Source organism: Rhodovarius crocodyli (assembly GCF_004005855.1).
In the GTDB taxonomy this organism is placed as follows: Bacteria; Pseudomonadota; Alphaproteobacteria; order Acetobacterales; family Acetobacteraceae; genus Rhodovarius; species Rhodovarius crocodyli.
In genome coordinates this window covers 29,680-49,758 of sequence record NZ_SACL01000011.1, presented here as the reverse complement: position 1 = coordinate 49,758, position 20,079 = coordinate 29,680, and the positions used below count along the sequence as shown (strand labels likewise).

The 20,079-nt window shown below is 68.0% G+C and carries 22 protein-coding genes; 21 read left to right on the top strand and 1 reads right to left on the bottom strand.

Going from position 1 to position 20,079, the window contains the following annotated elements; all coding sequences use genetic code 11:
* Positions 1-26 precede the first annotated feature (26 nt).
* The 15 genes from EOD42_RS22490 (at position 27) to EOD42_RS22420 (ending at position 14,324) form a co-directional block, all read left to right on the top strand.
* Positions 27-1,484 (top strand): hypothetical protein, encoded by a 1,458-nt coding sequence (locus EOD42_RS22490; RefSeq protein WP_127789843.1) that lies wholly within the window; start codon positions 27-29, stop codon positions 1,482-1,484.
* A gap of 94 nt (positions 1,485-1,578) precedes the next feature.
* Positions 1,579-1,977, top strand: coding sequence for a hypothetical protein (locus EOD42_RS22485; protein WP_127789842.1), 399 nt, complete (start codon positions 1,579-1,581; stop codon positions 1,975-1,977).
* Positions 1,978-2,058: 81 nt separating this feature from the next.
* Entirely contained in the window at positions 2,059-2,301 is a 243-nt protein-coding gene (locus EOD42_RS22480; RefSeq protein WP_127789841.1) for a hypothetical protein, read from the top strand.
* Between the two features lie 8 nt (positions 2,302-2,309).
* The gene (locus tag EOD42_RS22475) at positions 2,310-3,371 is read left to right on the top strand and encodes a phage fiber-tail adaptor protein (RefSeq protein ID WP_127789840.1); all 1,062 of its coding nucleotides are present in this window, start codon (positions 2,310-2,312) and stop codon (positions 3,369-3,371) included.
* Positions 3,371-4,024, top strand: a complete 654-nt coding sequence (locus EOD42_RS22470) for a hypothetical protein (protein WP_127789839.1) — start codon at positions 3,371-3,373, stop codon at positions 4,022-4,024. Before EOD42_RS22475 ends, EOD42_RS22470 begins: the two co-directional genes overlap by 1 nt.
* Positions 4,025-4,030: 6 nt before the next feature.
* Positions 4,031-4,921 carry a hypothetical protein gene (locus EOD42_RS22465; protein WP_127789838.1) on the top strand — a complete coding sequence of 297 codons (891 nt, stop codon included), beginning with the start codon at positions 4,031-4,033 and terminating at the stop codon, positions 4,919-4,921.
* Between the two features lie 38 nt (positions 4,922-4,959).
* On the top strand, positions 4,960-5,805 hold the full coding sequence (locus EOD42_RS22460) for a hypothetical protein (RefSeq protein WP_127789837.1): 846 nt from the start codon (positions 4,960-4,962) through the stop codon (positions 5,803-5,805).
* A complete protein-coding gene (locus tag EOD42_RS22455) occupies positions 5,798-6,010 on the top strand; it encodes a hypothetical protein (protein WP_127789836.1) in 213 nt (70 codons plus the stop codon). Before EOD42_RS22460 ends, EOD42_RS22455 begins: the two co-directional genes overlap by 8 nt.
* A gap of 12 nt (positions 6,011-6,022) precedes the next feature.
* Positions 6,023-7,738 (top strand): hypothetical protein, encoded by a 1,716-nt coding sequence (locus EOD42_RS22450; RefSeq protein WP_127789835.1) that lies wholly within the window; start codon positions 6,023-6,025, stop codon positions 7,736-7,738.
* Positions 7,739-7,750: 12 nt separating this feature from the next.
* Positions 7,751-8,176, top strand: a complete 426-nt coding sequence (locus EOD42_RS22445; RefSeq protein ID WP_127789834.1) for a hypothetical protein — start codon at positions 7,751-7,753, stop codon at positions 8,174-8,176.
* Positions 8,173-8,577: a hypothetical protein gene (locus EOD42_RS22440; RefSeq protein WP_127789833.1), complete on the top strand. Its 405-nt coding sequence runs from the start codon at positions 8,173-8,175 to the stop codon at positions 8,575-8,577. Before EOD42_RS22445 ends, EOD42_RS22440 begins: the two co-directional genes overlap by 4 nt.
* Complete coding sequence (locus EOD42_RS22435) at positions 8,510-8,794, top strand: hypothetical protein (protein WP_127789832.1); 285 nt, start codon at positions 8,510-8,512, stop codon at positions 8,792-8,794. The genes EOD42_RS22440 and EOD42_RS22435 overlap by 68 nt, the downstream gene beginning before the upstream one ends.
* Entirely contained in the window at positions 8,791-11,763 is a 2,973-nt protein-coding gene (locus EOD42_RS22430) for a glucosaminidase domain-containing protein (RefSeq protein ID WP_127789831.1), read from the top strand. The genes EOD42_RS22435 and EOD42_RS22430 overlap by 4 nt, the downstream gene beginning before the upstream one ends.
* Positions 11,760-13,610, top strand: coding sequence for a hypothetical protein (locus tag EOD42_RS22425; protein WP_127789830.1), 1,851 nt, complete (start codon positions 11,760-11,762; stop codon positions 13,608-13,610). Before EOD42_RS22430 ends, EOD42_RS22425 begins: the two co-directional genes overlap by 4 nt.
* Before the next feature lie 9 nt (positions 13,611-13,619).
* On the top strand, positions 13,620-14,324 hold the full coding sequence (locus EOD42_RS22420; protein ID WP_127789829.1) for a phage baseplate assembly protein: 705 nt from the start codon (positions 13,620-13,622) through the stop codon (positions 14,322-14,324).
* Here EOD42_RS22420 and EOD42_RS22415 read toward each other — a convergent pair.
* Positions 14,321-14,689: a hypothetical protein gene (locus tag EOD42_RS22415; RefSeq protein WP_127789828.1), complete on the bottom strand. Its 369-nt coding sequence runs from the start codon at positions 14,687-14,689 to the stop codon at positions 14,321-14,323. The genes EOD42_RS22420 and EOD42_RS22415 overlap by 4 nt on opposite strands.
* 444 nt (positions 14,690-15,133) lie before the next feature.
* Here EOD42_RS22415 and EOD42_RS22410 point away from each other — a divergent pair, with 444 nt between their 5' ends.
* Genes EOD42_RS22410 through EOD42_RS22385 form a run of 6 tightly spaced genes read left to right on the top strand, consistent with a single transcriptional unit; the run spans position 15,134 to position 20,076 of the window.
* Complete coding sequence (locus tag EOD42_RS22410; RefSeq protein WP_127789827.1) at positions 15,134-15,520, top strand: hypothetical protein; 387 nt, start codon at positions 15,134-15,136, stop codon at positions 15,518-15,520.
* Positions 15,484-16,704 (top strand): hypothetical protein, encoded by a 1,221-nt coding sequence (locus tag EOD42_RS22405; protein WP_127789826.1) that lies wholly within the window; start codon positions 15,484-15,486, stop codon positions 16,702-16,704. The genes EOD42_RS22410 and EOD42_RS22405 overlap by 37 nt, the downstream gene beginning before the upstream one ends.
* Positions 16,701-17,336 carry a GPW/gp25 family protein gene (locus EOD42_RS22400; protein WP_127789825.1) on the top strand — a complete coding sequence of 212 codons (636 nt, stop codon included), beginning with the start codon at positions 16,701-16,703 and terminating at the stop codon, positions 17,334-17,336. The genes EOD42_RS22405 and EOD42_RS22400 overlap by 4 nt, the downstream gene beginning before the upstream one ends.
* Before the next feature lie 2 nt (positions 17,337-17,338).
* Positions 17,339-18,463 carry a baseplate J/gp47 family protein gene (locus EOD42_RS22395; RefSeq protein ID WP_127789824.1) on the top strand — a complete coding sequence of 375 codons (1,125 nt, stop codon included), beginning with the start codon at positions 17,339-17,341 and terminating at the stop codon, positions 18,461-18,463.
* Between the two features lie 2 nt (positions 18,464-18,465).
* Positions 18,466-19,578, top strand: a complete 1,113-nt coding sequence (locus EOD42_RS22390; protein ID WP_127789823.1) for a hypothetical protein — start codon at positions 18,466-18,468, stop codon at positions 19,576-19,578.
* A gap of 42 nt (positions 19,579-19,620) precedes the next feature.
* Entirely contained in the window at positions 19,621-20,076 is a 456-nt protein-coding gene (locus EOD42_RS22385; RefSeq protein ID WP_127789822.1) for a hypothetical protein, read from the top strand.
* Positions 20,077-20,079: the final 3 nt, after the last annotated feature.

The following is a 20,079-nucleotide window of genomic DNA, read 5'->3' as shown; positions in this document are numbered from 1 at the left end:
CTTCTCTCTGAGGAACACGACACACCATGAACCCGATGAACATCGACTTCGATGGCGGCAGCACCGGCGCCGTCAACGAGAACGCCCTGGGCGCCCTGCAGAAGGCGCTGGAGATGGGCTACGGCACCGATTCCGCGACGCTGACCGGCGGCGGCGCGCTGCGCGTGCAGTCCCTGGACACGACGATGCAGGCGACCATCGCGCAGTCCAAGCATTTCGTGCTGTTCAACCGCCTGCCGAAGCCCAAGATCGGCAGCACGGTGGACGAATGGACCGAGCAGAGTGAAGCCGGCGGCGTGCTGGGCGGCAGCACCAACACCGAAACCGGCGACATCCAGGATGCGACGGGCCAGTACGACCGGCGCGTCGGCATGGTCAAGTACCTCATGACCCGGCGCAGCGTGAGCCTGGTGGCCAACATCACCCAGAACATCGTGGATGCGAAGGCGACCGAGCACTCGAACGGGGCCGTGCAGCTGCTGAGCGACGCGAATTTCCTCTCCTACGAAGGCGATTCCAGCGTGGTCCCCACCGAGTTCGACGGCATCGCCGCGCAGCTCAAGGCGGCCGTCACCTCCGGCCAGGTGGACAACGATCATGTCATCGACATGCGCGGTGGTCCGCTGAACAGCGTGGAGCCGTTCACCCGGGCTGGCGCCGCGGTTTCCAGCTATGGCTCCTTCGGCGTGCCCACGGACGTGTTCTGGTCGCAGGGCGTGCAGGCCGACATGGATGCCAACCTGGACCCGGCCTTCCGCGTGAACCTGACCGGCAACTCCGAAGCCATCAAGCTGGGCTCCCCGGTGAAGGGCATCGCCCTGTCCGATGGCGACGTGAAGGTGAACAAGGACGTGTTCATCCCGAACGACAAGATGCTGGCGCCCTATGAGGCCCGCGGCGCGATCTACGCCGCGTCGGCCTCCAAGAACGACAGCCTGAAGCCCACCCTGGCCGTGGCCAACGCGGCGGCCGATGCCGCGTCCCGCTTTGAGGCCGCGCATGCCGGTGCCTATTACTGGCTGGTGTGCGGCCTGAATGCGAAGGGGCAGAGCACCGGCGTCGTCAGCGCCGCGAAGTCCATCGCGACCGGCGAGTCCGTGACGCTGACCATCACCGCTTCCGCCGGCGGTCAGGAGACGGGCTACGCCGTTTACCGGAGCCGCAAGGGCGGGACCAACGCGCCGGCCGATTTCCGGCTGCTGAAGCGCGTGGCGAAGGCCGGTGCCACCACCACCTTCGTGGACCGGAACGTGTTCATCCCGGGCACCACGCGCGCCTATATGCTGAACCTGACGCCGGGCGACACCGCCATCACCTGGCGCCAGTTGCTGCCGATGTTCAAGTTTGAGCTCTTCCCGACCAGCCAGCCGGTGCTGCCGTGGGCGCAGATGCTGTTCGGCTACCTTCGCATCTCGAAGCTGAAGCACCACGCGATGTTCGACAACATCCTGCCGAACAACGCCACCTGGAAGCCGTTCGGCTGACCAGCGCAGCGGGCCCGGCCCGCTGACCGAGGCCGGCGCGAAAGCGTCGGCCTTTTTCGTCTTCTCCCCACCCAACCGAGTGAAAGGCCACACCATGGCGCGTGTGATCTACACCCTGCCGCTTCCCGGCGGCGAAATCGACGGCATCCGCTTCAACGAGGATCGCGGCCAGCTCGTCAGCGACGAGATCAGCGACGAGGCAGCGGCGCGGCTCGCCACCCTCCACGGCTTTCAGACCATCGCAGTGCCGGCCAAGCCGCCGGCCACCACGACGCCAGCCACTGGTGGCGCGACGCCGGGGGGCGAGCCACCGCTGACCGCTGCGCAGAAGGCTGCCGCCACCCGTGCCCGTAAGCAGGCCGAGCAGGCGGCGGCCGGCCAGCAGCAAAGTGGCCAATCCGGCCAGGACGGCGGCGAGGGCACCGACCAGGGCCAGCAGGGCGGCGCCGAGGGCGAGGCCGACCAGAAGGGCGATGACCCCGAAGGCGCCTGACGCCAACCATGGCGCGCCCTGCGGGGCGCGTCGTGACGCCAGCATGGGCGCTCCTGACCCTTCCTTCCGGAGATCCCGCCCATGCCCAAGAAGACGAACGCCCAGCACCGCAAAGATCTCGCCCGCCTTGGGCCCGCCGCGCGTGATGCGGATCTCGGCCAGGCTGTGCTCGATCTGATCGCCTCGAACAACGCGCTGCGCGCCACCGTGCTGGCCCTGACCGCCAAGCTCGATACCGACGCCGGCGTAACCGACACCAACTACACCACCACGGCGAACGCGACGCTGCCGGCTGTCGTCGCCGACCTGGCCAGCCGCTCCTGAGCTGAGCCATGGGCACGATCCGCGAAACCGCCGGGGGCGCCTGGGCTGAGCAGTTGCCAGGCGAGACAGCCCGCTACGCCTTCAGCTGGGACAGCGTGCCCAGCACCTCCATCTGGACGTGCAAGCCCGAAGGCCTGGCGATCGTGGCCGAGCGTTCGGGCAACGAGACGGAAGCGCTGATCTCCGGCGGCGAGGCCGGGCGCTGGTATGGCGTCACCAACACCGTGGAGCTGCCCGGCGGCCAGGTGCGCTGCCGCACCTTCATGCTCCTGTTCACGGCCGGCCTTCCCACCACCGGCAGCGCGCTTTTCCCATTCCCACCCGACGCGGTGGCAGGGATCCGGCGCGATCGGCTGGTGAAGCTGGCGAAGTCCCATCTCGGTGGCGACGAGCTCACCGATGACGTGATCTGGGGCAAGATCCTCGCGGCCGAGGCCGAGGCGGAGCGCCATCTGCGGGTGTGGCTTGCGCCGCGCGAAGTCCTGCCAGCGGATCCGGTCTATGATGCCGACGCCGCTGCCCTGGCCGCTGCCGGCGAGCGCGTGGAGCGAGAGCCCGGCTATGATTACGATCCAGCCCTGTTCGACGGCTCGCGTTGGGGCCTGCTGGAACTGCGCCAGCGACCCATCAGCGTGGTCCGGTGGGTCCGCTTCGCCTACCCGAACCCTGGCAGCAATCTGAGCGAGATCCCGGCCAACTGGCTCCGGCCGGAAGGCACCACCAACAAGGTGAACATCGTGCCGAGCACCGGCACGGTCAGCCTACCGCTCAACACCTTCATCATGTCGATCCTCGGCGGTGGCAACCGCGTGCCTTTCATGCTGGCGGTGGCCTACCGCGCCGGCATCGAGGACGTGAACCGGCGCTATCCCGACCTGGCCCAGATCGTGAAGCGCATGGCGTTGCTCTCCATCGTGGATGACATGCTGATGCCGCAGTCCGGCAGCGTGTCGGCGGATGGCCTGAGCCAGAGCATCAGCTTCGAGGCGGACAAGCACCGCGATACGATCGAGACCAAGCTGGACAAGCTGCGCGACGCCATCCAGGGCCCGCGCCTGGTGTTCGTCTGATGCAGCTTCAGCCGGCCGCCTTCAACCGCCTTCTCGGCGACATGGGCCAGGCCTGCCACTGGCGGCGCGCCTTCCTGTGCCCTTGTCGCACGCCATACAGCGGCGCGGCGGACCACCTCTGTCCCAACTGCAATGGCCTGGGCACCTTCTGGACCAAGCATATCGAGGCGCACACCGGGCTGACCGGCCTGAAGACGGCACGCGAATGGGCCTCCTTCGGCATGTGGGAGAGCGGCGACGTGGTGTGGTCGGTGCCATCCGATTCCGCGCTCTACGGCGCCGGCGAAAGCGACCAGGTGGTCATGATCAACAGCGAGGAGACCTGGAACGGCACGCTCACGCGCGGTGCGCCGGATGAGCGGCTGCCCGCTTACCTGGTGAAGATCGAGGATGTGTTCGTGCTGACCGGCAATGGGCCCGAGACCGTGGCCCGGCCAGGCCTGGCGTCGATGCAGGCCGGCGGGGCGCCGATCTGGCCAGATGGACAGGGGCCGGCCGAGGGGCAGCAATACAGCATTCGCGCCCGCCGGCGGCCGACCTTCTTCATCTTCAAGAACCTTCCGCAGGACAGGGCACACCATGGCGGCAAGGATCTCCCGCGCCGCGTGGTCGGGCGCCGCTTCGAGCTCTTCGGCGCTGGGCAGAAGGAGTGAGGAGCCATGGGCGACTTCCGCATCAGCATCGACATCGCCCACCTGATCCCCACGGGCGCCGCCCTGCAGGGGGGCGGGCAGGGCGCGTTCCCCAACCTAGCCTTCGCGGTGAAGACGCTGACGGAACATGCCCACAGCCAGTGGGTGGCCTACGCCAGTGGCGCACCGCTGCCAAACGGCCGCAGCGTCTCCAATAGGACCGGCACCTATGCCCGTTCCATTATGCTCCGCCAGCTCGGCGAGTTCGAGGGCGAGGTCTATACCGAGCTGCCCTATGCCAGGGTGATCGAGTACGGCGCACCGGCCCGCGACATGACGCAGATCCTGGGCCGTTCGCTCAAGGTCCGCATCAGCAAGCAGGGTAAGCGCTACCTCATCATCCCCTTTCGGAGCTACGGCCCGACCAGCAACATCGGCGCCCGCATGCCGCAGGCTATCCACGACTGGTGGAAGGGCGGGGATCGCACCAATTCGCACATCACCTCGGTAGGCTGGCGCGCCTCGGGGACCGGCGCCATCGCGTTCCGCAACCAGGAGGGCGGTGGCATCCGGGAACGGCGCGGCGAGATCGTGGATGTCACGAAGCGCAACTACTCCTACGGCAGCAAGCTGACCAAGGGCGACATCGAGCGCATGGGCCTGGGCAAGGAGGCGGTGCGGCGGTTCGCTGGCATGTATCGCTTCGACAAGCCCGCCTCGGAAGGCAAGAGCGGTGGCGGCCACAGCCAGTTCATCAACTTCCGGGTGATGATGGAGGGCAGCAAGGGCTGGCGTGCTCCCGCGCGGCCAGGCCTGCATATCGCCGAGACCGTGGGCAAGCAGATCGAGCCGCTGGCGGAGAAGGCCTTCGGCAAGGCGGTGGAGGCCGATGTGCAGGCCCTGCTGAGGATCGGATAATCCCGCGCCGGGCGTCGTGACGACACCCTGGCGGGGCAATGTTCGCCCTGCTGCAAGCCCATCCCGCCGGCAACGCCGTGCGTGTCATCCTGGCCCCGCCCTCGGGCGCGGCAAGCTGGCGCGTGCTTCGGCGCACCACCGACACCATCACCGGCCCCGACGACACGGGCGCGGTGGTGGTGGCCGAGTGGGGGCGCGAGGAAGGCTTCACGGACATCCAGGGTCTGCTGAACGGCACAGAGGTCTACTACGCGGTGTTCTATCGCGATGCCGCAGGCGCCGAGATCCTGCCGCGCGCACCCTCCGCCGTCGCCATCCCCTCCTACACCGCCCGCGATACCTCCGTGGACGTGCTGGCGGTGCTGTCCGACCGCTTCAGCAAGGGCCTGGCCCAGGCTGTTGATGCAGGGAAGATCCGGCCAAAGAGCGGGCGCGTGCAGGTGTTGTGCGCCCCCTTCGTGGATCCCGGGAAGACCGAGCTGCCCATGGTGACGATCCACCTGGACAGCCAGCAGCCCAGCGAGTTCGGCCTGTCCGGACTTCTGGAAACGGAGCCCCTGGAAGGCATCGGCAGCGACGAGACTGAAGGCAACCTCACGCGCGTCACCGTCAACATCATCGCCGTCAGCCTCAATCCCGACGAGCGCAACGCCCTTGGCCGGCTGCTGAGCCACATCGTCGTGACCAATCTCGACATCTTCGAGCAGCAGGGCCTGCAGAACCCGACCCTTTCCGTCAGCCACACCGAGCTGCTGCCCGAGACGAATGCGGCCGCGCTCTACCTCGCCACGGCCAGCTTCAACTGCCTGGCTTCCTCGGATGCGACCGCCGCGGGCGTGGGCATCGAGACCGTCATCACCGCCCTGGAGTCCACCAATGGCTAAGACCACGCCCGACACCCTTCCGCAGCCCGATCCGGCCACGGAGCCTCTGACCCTCGATCAGTGGGCGCAGGCCCTCAGCAAAACCGACCGCCGCGTCGAGCTGCTGAACGCCTTCGTGGCGACGCAGCGCGCCGCCGGGATCTTCACGCGCACCGCCACCGAGTGGGGTGTGGCCTACGCCGCCTTCGGCGCGCAGCCGGCCTAAAGGAGCAGACGCATGCCGATTTTCTTCAATGGGCGCCTCATCACCACCCCGACCGTCGCAAGCCGGGTGGACGACAGCGCCATGTTCAATGCCAACCCCGCCGTGGGCAACGTTCTGACCATTCTCGGCCGCGCCGATGCCGGCGAGCCGAAGAAGGCGCTCCGCTTCGGGAGCGCCAGCGAGGCGGCCGCCGTGTTGCGCGGTGGCGAGCTGCTGGACGCGGTGAGCCGCGCCTTCGGCGGCATGACCGAAACGCCAGGCCCGAGCGAGATCATTGCCGTGCGCGTGCAGCCGGCCACCGGCTCCACCCTCGCGCTGAAGGACAGTGGCGACGCCACAGTGATCAACCTGGCTTCCAGCGTCTACGGCACGCTGGCGAACCGGCTGCAGATCGCTATCGCGGCCGCCACCACCCGCGGCAAGAAGATCACCACCAAGCTCGACAGCGAGACCTATGAGGCGGACAACGTGGGCCGCCAGGTGGCCAACATCCGCTATTCGGGCAACGCCGCCTCCGCGACCGTGACCATCAACTCCACCACGCTGACGCTTTCGGCCCCCACCGGCACCACGGTGGCGACGCTGGACCTGGCCACCTTCGCCACCGTCGCGGATCTGGTGGACCGCATCAGCCTGGTCAGCGGCTGGACGGCCAGTGTGGCCGATGGCAGCGGCGAGCATCCGACCGCCGGCGCGCTCGACTTCCTGACGGGCGTGGATGCGAAGACCGCCGACCTGCCGCTCTACGCCGACCTTCAGGCGGTGGTGGACTGGATCAATGGCACGGCCGAGCCGCTGATGACCGCCACCAAGGTGGCCGGCGCCGGCAATGTGCCGACGAACATTACCAGCTCCTTCCTGGCCGGCGGCAGCAACGGCAACACCCAAGTCTCGGATTGGGCCGAGGCGCTGACCATGCTGCAGAGCGAGGACACTCAGTGGGTGGTCCCGGTCTCGGGCGATGCCGCCGTGCACGCGCTGGTAGCCGCCCATGTGAAGTTCATGAGCGACGTGATGGCGAAGGAGCGCCGCGCCATCGTCGGCACCGCACTGAGCACCACGGACGCCGCTGCCATCGCGGCCGCCAAGGCCATCAACAGCGATCGCGTGGGCCTCGTGCATCTCGGGGTCTACGACTACAATACCGCCGGCAAGCTGACCCTCTTCAGCCCCTACATCGCCGCGGCGATCCTGGGCGGCGGCTTCGCCGGCGTGAACCCGGGCACCGCGCTGACCAACAAGGCGCTGTCGGTGCGCGGGCTGGAACGTAAGCTGCGGAACCCGACCGATACCGATGTGCTGCTGCGCGGCGGCGTCATCCCGCTGGAAGACCGCCCGACCGGCTACTTCGTGGTCCAGTCGATCAGCACCTGGCTGACCAACACCAACTACAACCGGCGCGAGCTGAGCACGGGTGCGGCCCTGGACTACGCCGCGCGCGCGCTTCGCGAAGCCATGCAGCCCATCATCGGCAAGAACGGCAACGCCGCGCGCCTGGCGGAAGCCAAGGCCCGCGCCACCACCGTGCTGAATGAGCTGGCGCGTGCGGAGCCGCAGGGCCTGGGCGTGCTGGCTGGCGATGCCGACAACCCGGCCTGGAAGGGGCTGAAGATTTCCATCAGCGGCGACGTTCTGCGCCTGGAAGTCCAGGCCAGCCCGGTCATCCCGATCAACTACATCCCCATCGTCATTTTCGCGCAGCCGTATTCCGGCTCGGTCGCGGCGTAAGGAGGCGCGTCCATGGCAACCGTCAATCACAAGGTCCGCTCCGGCAACCACATCCTGGTGCTGCTGGATGGCGTCCAGGTCGGGCTGATGCAGAGCGTCAGCATGCAGGACGACTACTCGCCGGAGCCGGCCAGCGGCATCGGGGATATCCACGTCGAGGAATACGTGCCGACCATGGCCCGGCACTCCCTCAACGTGACCGCGATGGTGCTGCGCAAGAACAGCCTGCTGGAGCTCGGCATCATCCCGGAGAATGGCGACGCGATGCTGCGCGGCCTGGTGTTCGATATCGTGAGCGCGGACAAGGAGACCGGCGCTATCCTGCGCACCTACCACGGGTGCAGCTATGCCAGCGGTGGGCTTGAGATCAACAAGCACTCCATCCTGATGCAGTCCGGCGTGTTTAACGCGCTGAACGTGACCGGGTACGGCGCATGAGCCAGAGCACTGTATTCCCGGTCAAGGTCGATGGCATCGGCGCCTTCACGTTCCGTCGCCGCACCATCGGCGACGAGATCAAGATCCAGGCCGCCTACGACGAGATGGTGGGCGGTCTGGCCGAGCCGAGTTCCTATCTCGACAGCCTGGCGACGGCGATGGCCACCTATACGGTGCTGGCCAACACTTGGCCGGGGGGCTGGGCCCCGGCCGAGGTGAAGGAGATGGACGCGGTCATGGACGACCGCATCAAAGACCTGCTTCGCGTGCATGGGGCGTTTTGCCTACGGGAGGACGTGTTTCGCCCGGAAGGCCAAAGGCGATTCAAAGCGCTTGGGCAAGGCTCAGTCGCAGACGCTGGAAGCGTGGTTCCGCCGCAAGTACAGCCTGCCGCCGAATGACCCGCGCTTTCTGAGCGCGACCGTCGAGATGATCGAGGCCGACTTCTGGATGCACCAATACGCAGACGGGAAAGCCGGCAGCGAGGAGTTCGAGGACGGCGATTTCGACCTGGCGGCCGAGATCCGCCGGGCCGAGGAAGAGGGTGAAGCCGCGGAGGCGGCGCGGGCCGCGGCAGCGGCCACGCCTCCCGAGGATTGGGAAGACCTGCCGTCATGACCGTCAATGTGAAGATCGGGGCCCAGCTTGACCCCGATATCGGCCGGCGCGTCGATGAGCTCACGCGCAAGATCAACGGCATGGGGAAGAGCATCGCCAGCACCCATGGCGTGCAGTTCAACCCGATCGACAAGGCCAGCGTGGAGATGCTGCAGCGGGTGGAGCGCACCCTGCGCAACATCCGCCAGCTCGCGCCCGAGATCGCCCGCCACCTGAAGGGTTCTGGCCAGGAAGGCACGCCCCTCCTCGATGTGGATTGGGGCAAGGCATACGCGAATGCCCATGCGCGGAAGCGCGCGCAGCGTGGCGTCTTCGAGATGGCCACCGGCCTGGGCTTCATCGACGCGCCCGCTCCGCCAGCGCCGCCGCCCAAGCCCCCGGCCGTTCCGCCGCCGCCACCGAACCGTCCGCCCGGATCTGGCCGGCCTGCCGGGCCACAGCCTCCCTCGGTAGGGCAGACGGCTGGCGATGTCTTTCGGCAGGGCCTGCAGGCTGCGGGCCCGCTCGGCGGTGTGGCCGCCACCGGCCTGCGCGCGGGCGCCGCCGGGGGCTTCGGTGCCGGCGTGATGGGGGCAGCCGGCGCCATGGGCGCCTTCGCGCTCTCCTCCCTGATCGGCGCCGTGCGCCAGGAGATCGGGGCGGCTCAGCAGGAGAGCATCGTCTACGACACGCTGCGGAACCAGCTCGGCGGTACCGGCAGCGGCATCGGCTTCAACCGCCTGCGCGACCGCCTGCGCGCCAGCAGCTTCGAGACGGCCACCACCTATGAGGAGACGCAGGCGCTTGCCGGCCTCTTCGCCCGGCGCGGCAACAGCAACAGCCTCGGCATCGCCGATGACGTGACGCAGGCCGGCGGCTTCGCGCGCTCCTTCGGTTTCGATCCCTCTTCCGGTGTGGCTGCCTTCGCCTCCATGCGGGGCATGGGGATCACCAGCAACGCCGAGGAGGGCCGCCGCCTGGGCCTCATGATCGCGGAGGGCATCGCCCACGGCGGTGTGTTCGCCAAGGCGGAGGAGTTCCTGGCCGAGATCGCGGGGTTCTCGGAGCAGCAGACCCGTTCTAGCCTCTCGCGGGCGAATGTGGAGGGCTACACCGGCGCGCTGGCTGGGCTGCTGGCCATGCGCCAGCCGGGCCTGGACGTTTCTGGTGCGGCCAACCTGCTGTCGCGCGCCAACAGCGCGATCGAGCGCGGCGGCGCGGCCGGCGAGGCGGGGCAGAGCTTCATGTGGTCCACCGTGGGGCGGCGCCTCGGGCTGGATCCGCTCATGGCCACGATGTTGCAGGAAGGGGGCATGTTCGCCACCGGCCGGAACACCTTTGGTGCCGGCACCGCCTTGGGCGATTCCCTGCGGGCTTCCGGCGTGAGCATCCCGGGGCGCGCGGCTGGAAGCGACACCACCGTCTTCCAGATGGTCACGGAAGGCCTGCGCAGCCGCTACAGCAACCCGGTCCTGCGGCTGAACGCAACGGCCAACATGTTCGGCCTGAACATGCGCCAGGCCGATGCCTTGTCGCGGCTGCAGCCGGCGGAGCTCAACTCCATCGAGGGCCTGTTGGGTGCTGATGGCATCCGCACGCTCTCCGCCACCGGGATCCAGTCCCTCGCGCGCATCGGGCGCGGCGGCATGCCCGAGCTGAACAGCATCGCCGACGAGTTCGCAGGACGCACCGGGCGGGATGCGCTGACCCCGGCGGAGAGCCGCCGCCTGTCCGAAGCCCGCACCGCGGCGCTGTCCGGCGACAGCGAGGCGGTGCAGCAGCTCAGGCGGGTTCTTGCCGAGATCGCTGCCGGCCGGCAGCAGGAGGAGACCGAGGGTGGCCGGACCCGCCGCACGGTCCAGGATGTCGAGAAGGCCATTCGTGACATGGCGACGGCTTTTGTCGGTCCCATGAACACCGCGCGCGACGCTCTGCTGGTGCTGGCAGGGCGGGACGGCCGTGCACTGACTGCCGGCGAGGTTCGGCGCCGGGTGCTGGCTGGCGCACTGGCCGAGGTGGATGAGAGCCAGCGCGACCAGCTTGCGGCGGTTGATGGCGAGATCCGCACCGCGTCGGAAGCGCATGCCCGCGCGGTGGGTCTGGCCAACAACAATCCGGGTGATGAGGATCTTCAGCGCCGCGCGGCGGAGGCGCAGCAGCGCTATGAGGCTCTTCAGGAGCGGCGCGGCCAGATCATCACCGACCACGACGCGCGCCGGCAGGGCGTGATCCGCGACGGCCGCGCTGAAGCTCGCGGGGCGGAGCGCGTCAGCCAGGCGCGTCGGAATGCCGAAGCCATTGCGGCCGGTGGAGGCGCCGGTGGAGAGGGCGATATCTCGCGCCGTGAACGGAGCGACGCGCAGTTCCGGGAGGAGTTTGGCCCCCTGGCGGCACAAGCGGCAGCCCAGCTTGGTGTGCCGGCCGAAACCGTCCTGGCGCATTGGAGCCTGGAAACCAACAACGGGCGAGCCTTTGCCGGGCGCAACAACCTCGGGAACATGACGGCGCTCGCCAGCCAGCCTGCTACGCCAGGAGCTGACCGGGATGGAGCCGGCAACCGCATCACTCAGCGCTTTCGTGATTTCGAGACCCGAGAGGACTTCATGCGCGCCTATGTCAGTTGGGTGCAGCGGCGCGCCTCTAACGCCATCGGAAGCTCCTCCGCCACCGTTTATGGCCGGAGGCTGCAGGCCGGCGGCTATGCCACTGACCCGCGGTTCGCCACGAGCCTGGGCGGCGTGGCGAGCCGCTTCAACCGTCTTCCGACCCCGCCCATCCCGCCAGAGGCAGCGGCCGGCACACCATTGCCACCTGGCGCGCCGCCGAACGCGGTTGAGGATGCCGGCCGCCCCGCTGCGCCACCGCAGCGAGTCAGCGGCAATTTCGAGGGTGTCTTTGTGCTTCAGGATCCGCGAGGCCGCGAGCTGGCCAACCCCCTGCGCGTGCAGACGGCGTGGGGCCAGCCGCGCCCGGCGGGCAGCTTCGGATGAGCGCCGCCCGGATCTTCCAGCCGCAGTTCCAGGTGAAGCTGCACAAGCTGACCCGCCGGGAAGTCGTGTCCAGCAACATCCCCGCCAGCACCCGCTTCCAGCAGACCGGTCGCACCATCGACATCAGCAGCTACTTTTCGGATCTGGGCAGCATCAGCACCCGGAAATCCGTTCGTGGCGGGGCTGGCGGCTTCACGCTTCAATTTGCCGATATCCCCTTTGGCGCCCTGGCGGGGAACCAGGATGCACCGAGCGCCGCGCAGCGGGATCAGAATTGGCGCGCGCTCGAAACGCTCTACGGCCTGATCGAGCCGAATGACGGCATCGAGATCCGCCTGGCCCGGAACCACCTGACCGGCCGCCGGCCGCCAATCGTCATGCGCGGCTTCGTATCGCGGCCCTCGCGCGGTCAGAGCGTGAACCAGAACACCGGCGCGCCGATGCGCACCGTCAGCGTCACCGGGCACGACTACGGGAAGATCTGGGAGATGCTGCGCGTCTCCTGGCACCCGCACAACGTGATGGGCGAGGCCTTCATCTCCTCCTTCCCGCTGTTCGAGCGCTTCGGCCTGGCCATCGCCACCGGCAAGCGGGGCGACGAGCTGGTGCGCGAGGTGGTGGAGAAGGTGATCAACCCGCATCTGGCGACCATGCTGCCAGAGGATTGGCCGATGCCGCGCAGCCTGGCGGTGGAGGCCGTCGCCGACCGTGGCGTCACCAGCCTGACAGGGCCGCAGAACAGCGAAGGCTCCATCTACAGCATCCTGGCGCAGTTCCTGGACGTGACGGTCGGCTTCAACGAGCTGTTCATCGAGGACCGTGAAGACCAGGTGGTGGTGGTCTACCGGCCCAATCCGGCGATCGACCTGAGCGGCCGGCCGATCCAGCAACCCGCCGCCGTGCAGCCAGAAGCTGCCCCGCCTGCGGCTACCCCCGCCACGCCCCCGCTGACCGAGACCCCGGGCACCGAGACCATCCCGACGCCGGCAGGCGCCATCGCGATCCCGGAGCTTTCGGTTCAGGACACGCCCCTGACCGCAACGGAAGCGGTGGCTACGGATCCGGAGACGCCGGCGCTGCCCACCAGGCTGAGCATCCCGGCTATGGACATCATGAGCTTGGAGCTGAGCCGCGGCGATGAGAACGTGGCGAACTACTTCTGGGTTGAGGGGCCGCGCTTCGAGCTGGTTTCGGACCTGCCGGCCCGCTACATGGCCGCCACCGGCGCGCAGCAGCAGACGGTCTACATGACCGACTATCCGAACAACAGCCCGGCGATCTTCGGCATGCGACCCATGATCGTCAGCACGCAGATGGGGGCCAGCGAGGTCATGACGAGCGGACAGAGCGCCGCCGTCACCAGTCAGCGCGAGATGCAGACCATGGAATGGCTGGACGATCGCCGCCGCATCCTCAGCGAGACGAACAAGGACAACATGCTGCTCGAATCCGGCGAGTGCCGCATCGCGGGCAATGAGAATGCCCGGGCGGGCAGCCACGTCATGATCGGCGAGGGCGCGCTGGCCGCGCCGTATTACGTCCCGAGCGTCACCCACGAATACATCCCATTCGTGGGCTTCTTCACCTCTTTGCCGCTTGAGCGTGGGCAGGGCTTCGCGCGCAGGATCCAGGCGACGGGCGATATCAGCCCCTGGCTGATCGAGATGGGCGCGGGGGCGGCCGCCTCGCAGGATCCGGCGCGCAGCGGCACAGGCAACGCCGGCGACGGCGAGCGCAGCATGGGCCAGACCGGCGAGCCTGGCACGGCCGCCGGCGGCGCCAGCCCCCTGACCGAAGGCGGCGCCCTACCTTCCACCTCGGCGCAGCCCAGCGCCTCGATCGACTGAAGGCCGACCATGATTGAGCTCGCGCGCGTCGTCGCGATCCATCCCGAAGACCACAGCATCGACTGCGCCATCATCCGCACCGGACAGCGATGCGTGGGGGTGCAGGTGGCGGCGCCAGGCGCCAGCACCAACACCGGCACCAGCAACCTTCCACCAGTGGACGCGCCCGCGGGCGAGGCGCGTTGGAACGTCCCCGCCCGCGGTAGCAATGATGCGGTGGCGATGCTGGCACCCACGGCAGGTGGCAATTGGGTGTGCGTAGGCTTCCTCTTCCCGCAGGTGAATGGCGTGCTGAGCGCGGAGCCGGGCCGCCAGGTGACGCGGCACAGCAGCGGCGCATGGAGCATGATTGCCCCAGATGGCACGGTGACAATTGGCCATCCCAGCGGCGCGGTGGTGGTGTTCGGGCCGAACCTCGCCCCGACCAACCCAGTGGGGGGCGATGTCGATGGTCAGTGGCGCCACGGCGGGGCCGCGGCTGCCGCTCAGGTCGGCTTGCATGTGGCGATGCCATCTGGCGCCAGCTTTACGATCGACACCGATGGAAAGCTGGCTGTGAAGGCGATCGGGGAGGCTACATTCGATGTGCCGGTGGCGAAGTTCAGTGGCTCGATCGAGGCCGCCGGCGACGTGACGGCCGGCGGTATCAGCCTGCAGGGACACCGCCACAGCGGCGTGCAGGGCGGCGCCGGCAATACCGGCACGCCGATCTAGCGGTAGCGATCCGGGATGCGTTGGCTGGCGCGGAGCTCGGCTTCGCATGCGCCCTGATTGCGCCAGATCATGAGGCCCATGTAGTCGGACGTGCCCCACCCGACCATGACCCGCTCACGGTCGCTGGCCACGGGCCGATCATCAATCCAGGCGTCATCACGGCCCCGCCGGCGCAGGGCCATCAGGGCCTCGGCAGGGGAGGTGCTGCGCACGCAGCGGTCCAGGTTCTCGCTCGCCGAAAACCAGATGCTCGCCGGCGCTGCCGGGCGTGCGGAGGCGGTTGAGGCAGGCTGGGCGCCTGCATTCTGGCTGCCGGCTGCCATCCCGATGACCGCCAATGCGGCGGCGAGGCGGATCATCATCATCACTCCCGAGCGTGGACGCATAATGCTGGAAATCACGGCGGGCCAGCAAGCCCAAGGTGACAGCGATGCAACGCAGAATTGAATGCCAACGCCTGAATGCGCGGAGGAAATGAGTAATTACGAGGATGTCATTTAAGGGGCGTAGCGCAAACGAATGATAGACGTGGAGCCAAGCCTAGCGAAGCGCCGTTCTCCGTAGTGGCGCAATGCATTGTCTGGCAATCCATAAAATGATTCTGTTGTAATGTTCCTGGCGAAACCGTGAGTGACGCTAGACCGAATGGAGGAAATGCCGCCATCTAGATGAATGGGAGGTGAAGCCGGAAACAACCACTGGTTGCGCCGCCCCAAGAAGAAATGTTCATCCCCCCAGCCGAGTCCGAGTTCGAGAAAATGATATTGCTTTCCCGCCTCCGAACCCCGCCCCCGAGGGGACATTCCCTTATGAGCCTGACCGCCGCCGACTGCGTTGCAGATCCGGTTCTCGCGCTGCTTGCCATGGACCAAGAGCAAGCCGAAGGGGCACCGCACCTGAGTGCCGACGAGCTGATAGAGCTGGAATGCCGGATCGTGGAGACCCCGGCCACCACCGTCCAGGGCATCGCCGCACGGTTCCGCCGCGCGCTTGAAGGCCTGGACCAGGAATCCACGGGGCTCTCAGATGTCGAGCTCGCCACCTTCCACGCGACTGCCCGCGACCTGGAAGCCTTCATAGCCGCCAGCCGCGGGCGGCGGCAGAGCCCGATCCCTGCTGGGGTGAACCCCCTGGCGCGTCGTGACGCCACCCTGGCGGTATGTCGGGATCCCTCTCAGATGCGGCCAATAGCGTAAGCAGCGCCATCGGGGCGGTCTCCGGTGCGCTTGGCTATGCCGGCCCACCGCCTTCGCAGAAGAACCGCCCCATCGGCTTCACCCTTGAAGACAATGGCGCGATCGTCAGCAGCGTGACCCTGGGCCTGCGGCCCGAGGATATGACCCGCACCGACCAGATGCGCACCACCGTGCACCACACGCTCGGCGGCGCCTTCGTGGATAGCTTCGGTCAGGGGCTGCCCGTCATCAACATCGCAGGCCACACCGGCTGGCGCGGCGGCAGCGACGGCAACGGCGAAGAGCGGTGGGTGGCGCTTCGCGACCAGGTGTGGAACCGCTGGGCGAGCTTGCGCAAGCAGGCCGTCCAGGAGGGCCGCGACCCCTCCACCGTCAAGCTGATCTACACCGATGCCCTGTCGGATTTCGTGGTGGAGGTGGCGCCGATGACGCTGACGCTCCGCCGCTCGAAGTCGCGGCCGCTGCTGATCCAGTATCAGCTCAACCTGACCGTGGTGGACCAGAACGCCGGGCAGATCCAGTTCCTGCAGGGCGGCGACGCCACGAAGACGCCAGGCGAGGAGGGCGGCTTCTTCAGCTCCGTGGTGCAGTCCATCAGCGCGGTGCGATCCGCGATCACACGCGCCAGCGCATGGGTGCAGACCAACCTCATCGCGCCCGTGCGCAACTTCTTGAACCTCGCGAACCGGGTGTTCACCGCGGTGGTGGGCGTGGTGCGCAGCGTGCGCAACCTGGTGGCGTCCGTTCTGGCGGTGCCGACCATGCTGGCGCAGGCAGGGGTGAACCTCTTCCACACCATCGGCGCCGTGGTCAGCCTCCCCATGGCCATCAGGAACGATGTCATGGCCACCGCCAGCGCCTTCAGCAACCTGCTGTGCTGGCTGCTTCGCGCCCGCTCCACGCGCCTGGCCTATGGGGATTATGCCGGGTTCTACGGGGCCTCCGGCTGTTCCTCCATCAGCGGTGGCCGGCCGGCCAGCATCTTCACCACCAGCAGCGCCTGGGAAAGCCTCTCCAACCCAGAGGCTTCGACGCTCGGGATCTCGCTGAGCCCTGCCGCTCGCGCCGGCATCATCACCCTCGCCAGTTCGGATCCGGTGCTGCACCCGCTGAACGACAACCAGCTCGAAGACGCCCTTACCGATGTGCAGGACGGGGCGAGCATCGCCAGCGAGGCAGCATGAGCGGGAGCTATTCCACCACCCGCTATGCCGCCGGTTGGCGCTTCGTGGCCATCCGCCACGGCGACACCCTGCAGGCGCTTGCTCTGCGCCACCTGGGCAGCGCCTCGCGCTGGGCGGACCTGGCCAGCCTGAACGACCTGGTGCCGCCATACCTGTCGGGCGATCCGGCCGAGGTGACGGCGAGCGGCGGGCGGGTGCTGGCCTACGGCGCCTCCATCCGGGTGTTCGCTGCCAGCGCCACAGCCGACGCGCAGACCGACCCGGAAGAGGTGTTCCTGACCGATCTGGCGCTGGTGGCCGGCCGCCTGACCGTCGAGAACGGCGACTATGGCACGGTCAGCGGGATGGAAAACTTCAAGGCCTCGCTCGCTCGCCGCCTGAGCATCGAGCTCGGCGAGCTGCCCTTCCATCCCAGCTACGGGTGCGCGGTGCGCTCCATCATCGGCTCAGTGAACGGCCCAACCGGCGCCGCGCTGGCCGGCCGCGCGGTGCGCCGGGCCCTTCTGCAGGATCCCCGCGTGCAGGAGGTCGGTCGTGTCGTGGTCAGCGCCGCCGGCCACCGCGCCCCGATCGAGGCCAGCGTGACCCCCATCGGCTCCGCCGCCGTCACCACCATCAGCGCGGAGGCCTGACCATGGCATTCCAGATCAAAGATTTCGCCTCCATCACGGCTTCCATGCTCAATTGGATGCGGGCCGCGCAGCGCCGCGTGACCGATTTCGAGATCGGCAGCATCGTGCGCAGCATGTTGGAAGCCGTCGCTCAGGAGATCGACCAGCTCTACCAGATGATGTTCGTGGGGATCCGCGAGGCCATCCCGGTCGCAACCTATCGCACCTTCCGCTTCGAGCCGCTGGCAGCTTCCGGCGCCGGCGGCCTCATCCGCGTCAGCATCACCCCGATTTCCACCGACACCCTCATCCCGGCGGGCAGCGTGTTCTCCCCGGTGGGCAGCGGCACCGTGCAGTATGTCAGCACGGCCGACACCATCATTGCCGCCACCGCCAGCTTCGTGGATGTGGCGGTCAGCGCCACCAGCACGGGCAGCGCCGGCAATGTGGTGGGCGGCACCACCTTCACCCTGACCCCCCAGCCGCTCGCCTTCGTGTCAGCCGCTGCGCCTGGGGGCCTGTCCGGCGGTGACGATGGCGAGACCCCTGACCAGCGCAAGGCCCGCTTCCAGCAGTATATCGCCAGCCTGGAACGCAGCACCGATCGCGCCGTGGAATATGCCGCCACCCTGGCCAATGTGAAGGACGCCAGCGGCACGGTCATCGAGCGCGTCACCAGCGCCCGCGTCGTCAATCCGTGGGAGGTGGACCCCATCACCTATGCCCCCGGGCAGGCCTGGCTCTACATTGAGAACCGGGTGGGTGATCCCTCATCCGCCCTCATGGTTCGCTGCCAGCAAATCATCGACGGCTACATTGACCCCAGCACCGGCGAGAAGGTGACGGGCTGGAAGGCCGCCGGGGTGCCCATCACGGTAAAGAAGGCCACTCGCACCCTGGTGGATGTCGATGCCGCCTTGGTCGTGGCCACCGGCTATGACGCCACGGCCATCAAGGCGACGGTCAGCGGCGTGATCTTCTCCTACCTCTCCACCCTGCCGGTCGGTGCGACCTTCTACCGCAGCGAAGTCATTGCCCGGGCGAAGGCGGTGGCGGGCGTGACCGATATCGTCCTTTCGGAGCCGGCGGCGAACATCGTCCCTGCCAACCACGAGAAGCTGGCGCCTGGCGCCATCACCGTGACCTGACCATGCGCTTCCTCCGCAAGCTCCTCTCCAACCTCTACAGCGCGGCCAGCAGCGACCCCGACGCCATCGCGGCGATGCGCATCCGCCATCCGGACGGCGGGAGCTGGACCGTCGCCGAGGCCTCGATCACGCTTCAGCCGCTGAGTGACCCGCTGCCGGTGGCCAGCGTGCTGGACCTCCGCGCCCATACCCTGCGCACCCTGGCCGCCGCCATCACCGACCTGGGCTGGAACGTCGAAGACCTGCATCCGGAGCATCGCGACCGCGGCGCCATCTGCCTCATCGAGGAGACCGTTACCCCCGCCGATCGGCCGGGCGGCACGCTGCTGGCCTATGACAACCCGATCTTCGCGCACCTAGACGCCAACGCCGTCGAGCTGGCGGCCGTCGCAGAAGTTGCCGCCAGCGTCGGCGTTCAGCTTTCGGTGACTTCGGCCGACGAGATCTGGCTTGTCGAGCTGGGCGACCAATATGGCATCCCTCGCCTGCCCAGCGAGGCGGTGGAGGACTACCGGGCGCGCATCATTGCCGAGCTCATCCAGCCGAAGTCGAACAACCTAGCCATGGCCGCCGTGATCGAGCGTGCGACCGGCCAGGCCACCTCGGTGCGCGATGTCACCCTCTATGGCCCGACCGTGCCGCTATACGATGGCGCGATCACCCACGATGGCGCCTACCAGCACGACGCCGACGCGAAAGCCCTGCATGGCGTCTTCGATGTGGAGACGGGTTTCGCGCTGGAAGGCGGCACCGGTCTGACCGAGTTCATCGCCACCATCAGCGCCCAGGCGAAGCGCCTGCGCGCGGCCGGCACGAGCCTGCGCAGCGTTGCCATCACCGGCGGTAGCATGGCGGACGCTGCCGCAGGGCCCGCCGCCGAGCCTGGTGGTATCGCGGATCTCGGCATGACCATCGGTTTGCCCATGGCGGAGGCGAGCGAGGCGACGGATTCCGCGATGGGCGCGAACCTCGAAACCAACCTGGCCGATGACAGCCTGGCGCCGGATGATGCTGGCGACCTGGCGATCGCCTTCACGCACACGCTTGACGGTAGCTGGACGCTGAACGGCACCCGCCCGCTCTCCTCGGGCCTGACCATGAACGAAGGCCTCTGAACGGCGGCCACCTTGCGGATGTCGTGACGGCACCCTGCCGGCATGACGAGCCTTGCCCTCTCCGAACCCGTTCCTGGCCCGCGTGGCCATTTCCGCCTCGAAGTGCGGCGCCGCGGCGTGCTGGTGGAGGTGGATGACCATCCCAACATCATCGTCAACGGCGCGCGGACGCAGCAGGCCCGGCTGATCGGCGGGGATGTCGTCGGCCGCTCGATCACGCAAATCGGCTTCGGCGAAGGCAGTGGCGCGGCTGACGCCAGCAATTCCGGCCTGACCAACGCCTTCAAGAAGGCCCTGTCGGGCGTGACCTATCCCGCGTGGAACAGCGTGCAGTTCGCCTTCACGCTGGGCACCGGCGAGGGCAATGGCCTCTCGATCATCGAGTTCGGGCTGATCTGCAACAACGACACGCTGTTCGCGCGGCGGGTGCGCACGGGCGCCTTGGTCAAGGCCTCGGATCTCAGCTTCAGCGGCACCTGGACCATCACCTACAACTGAGGA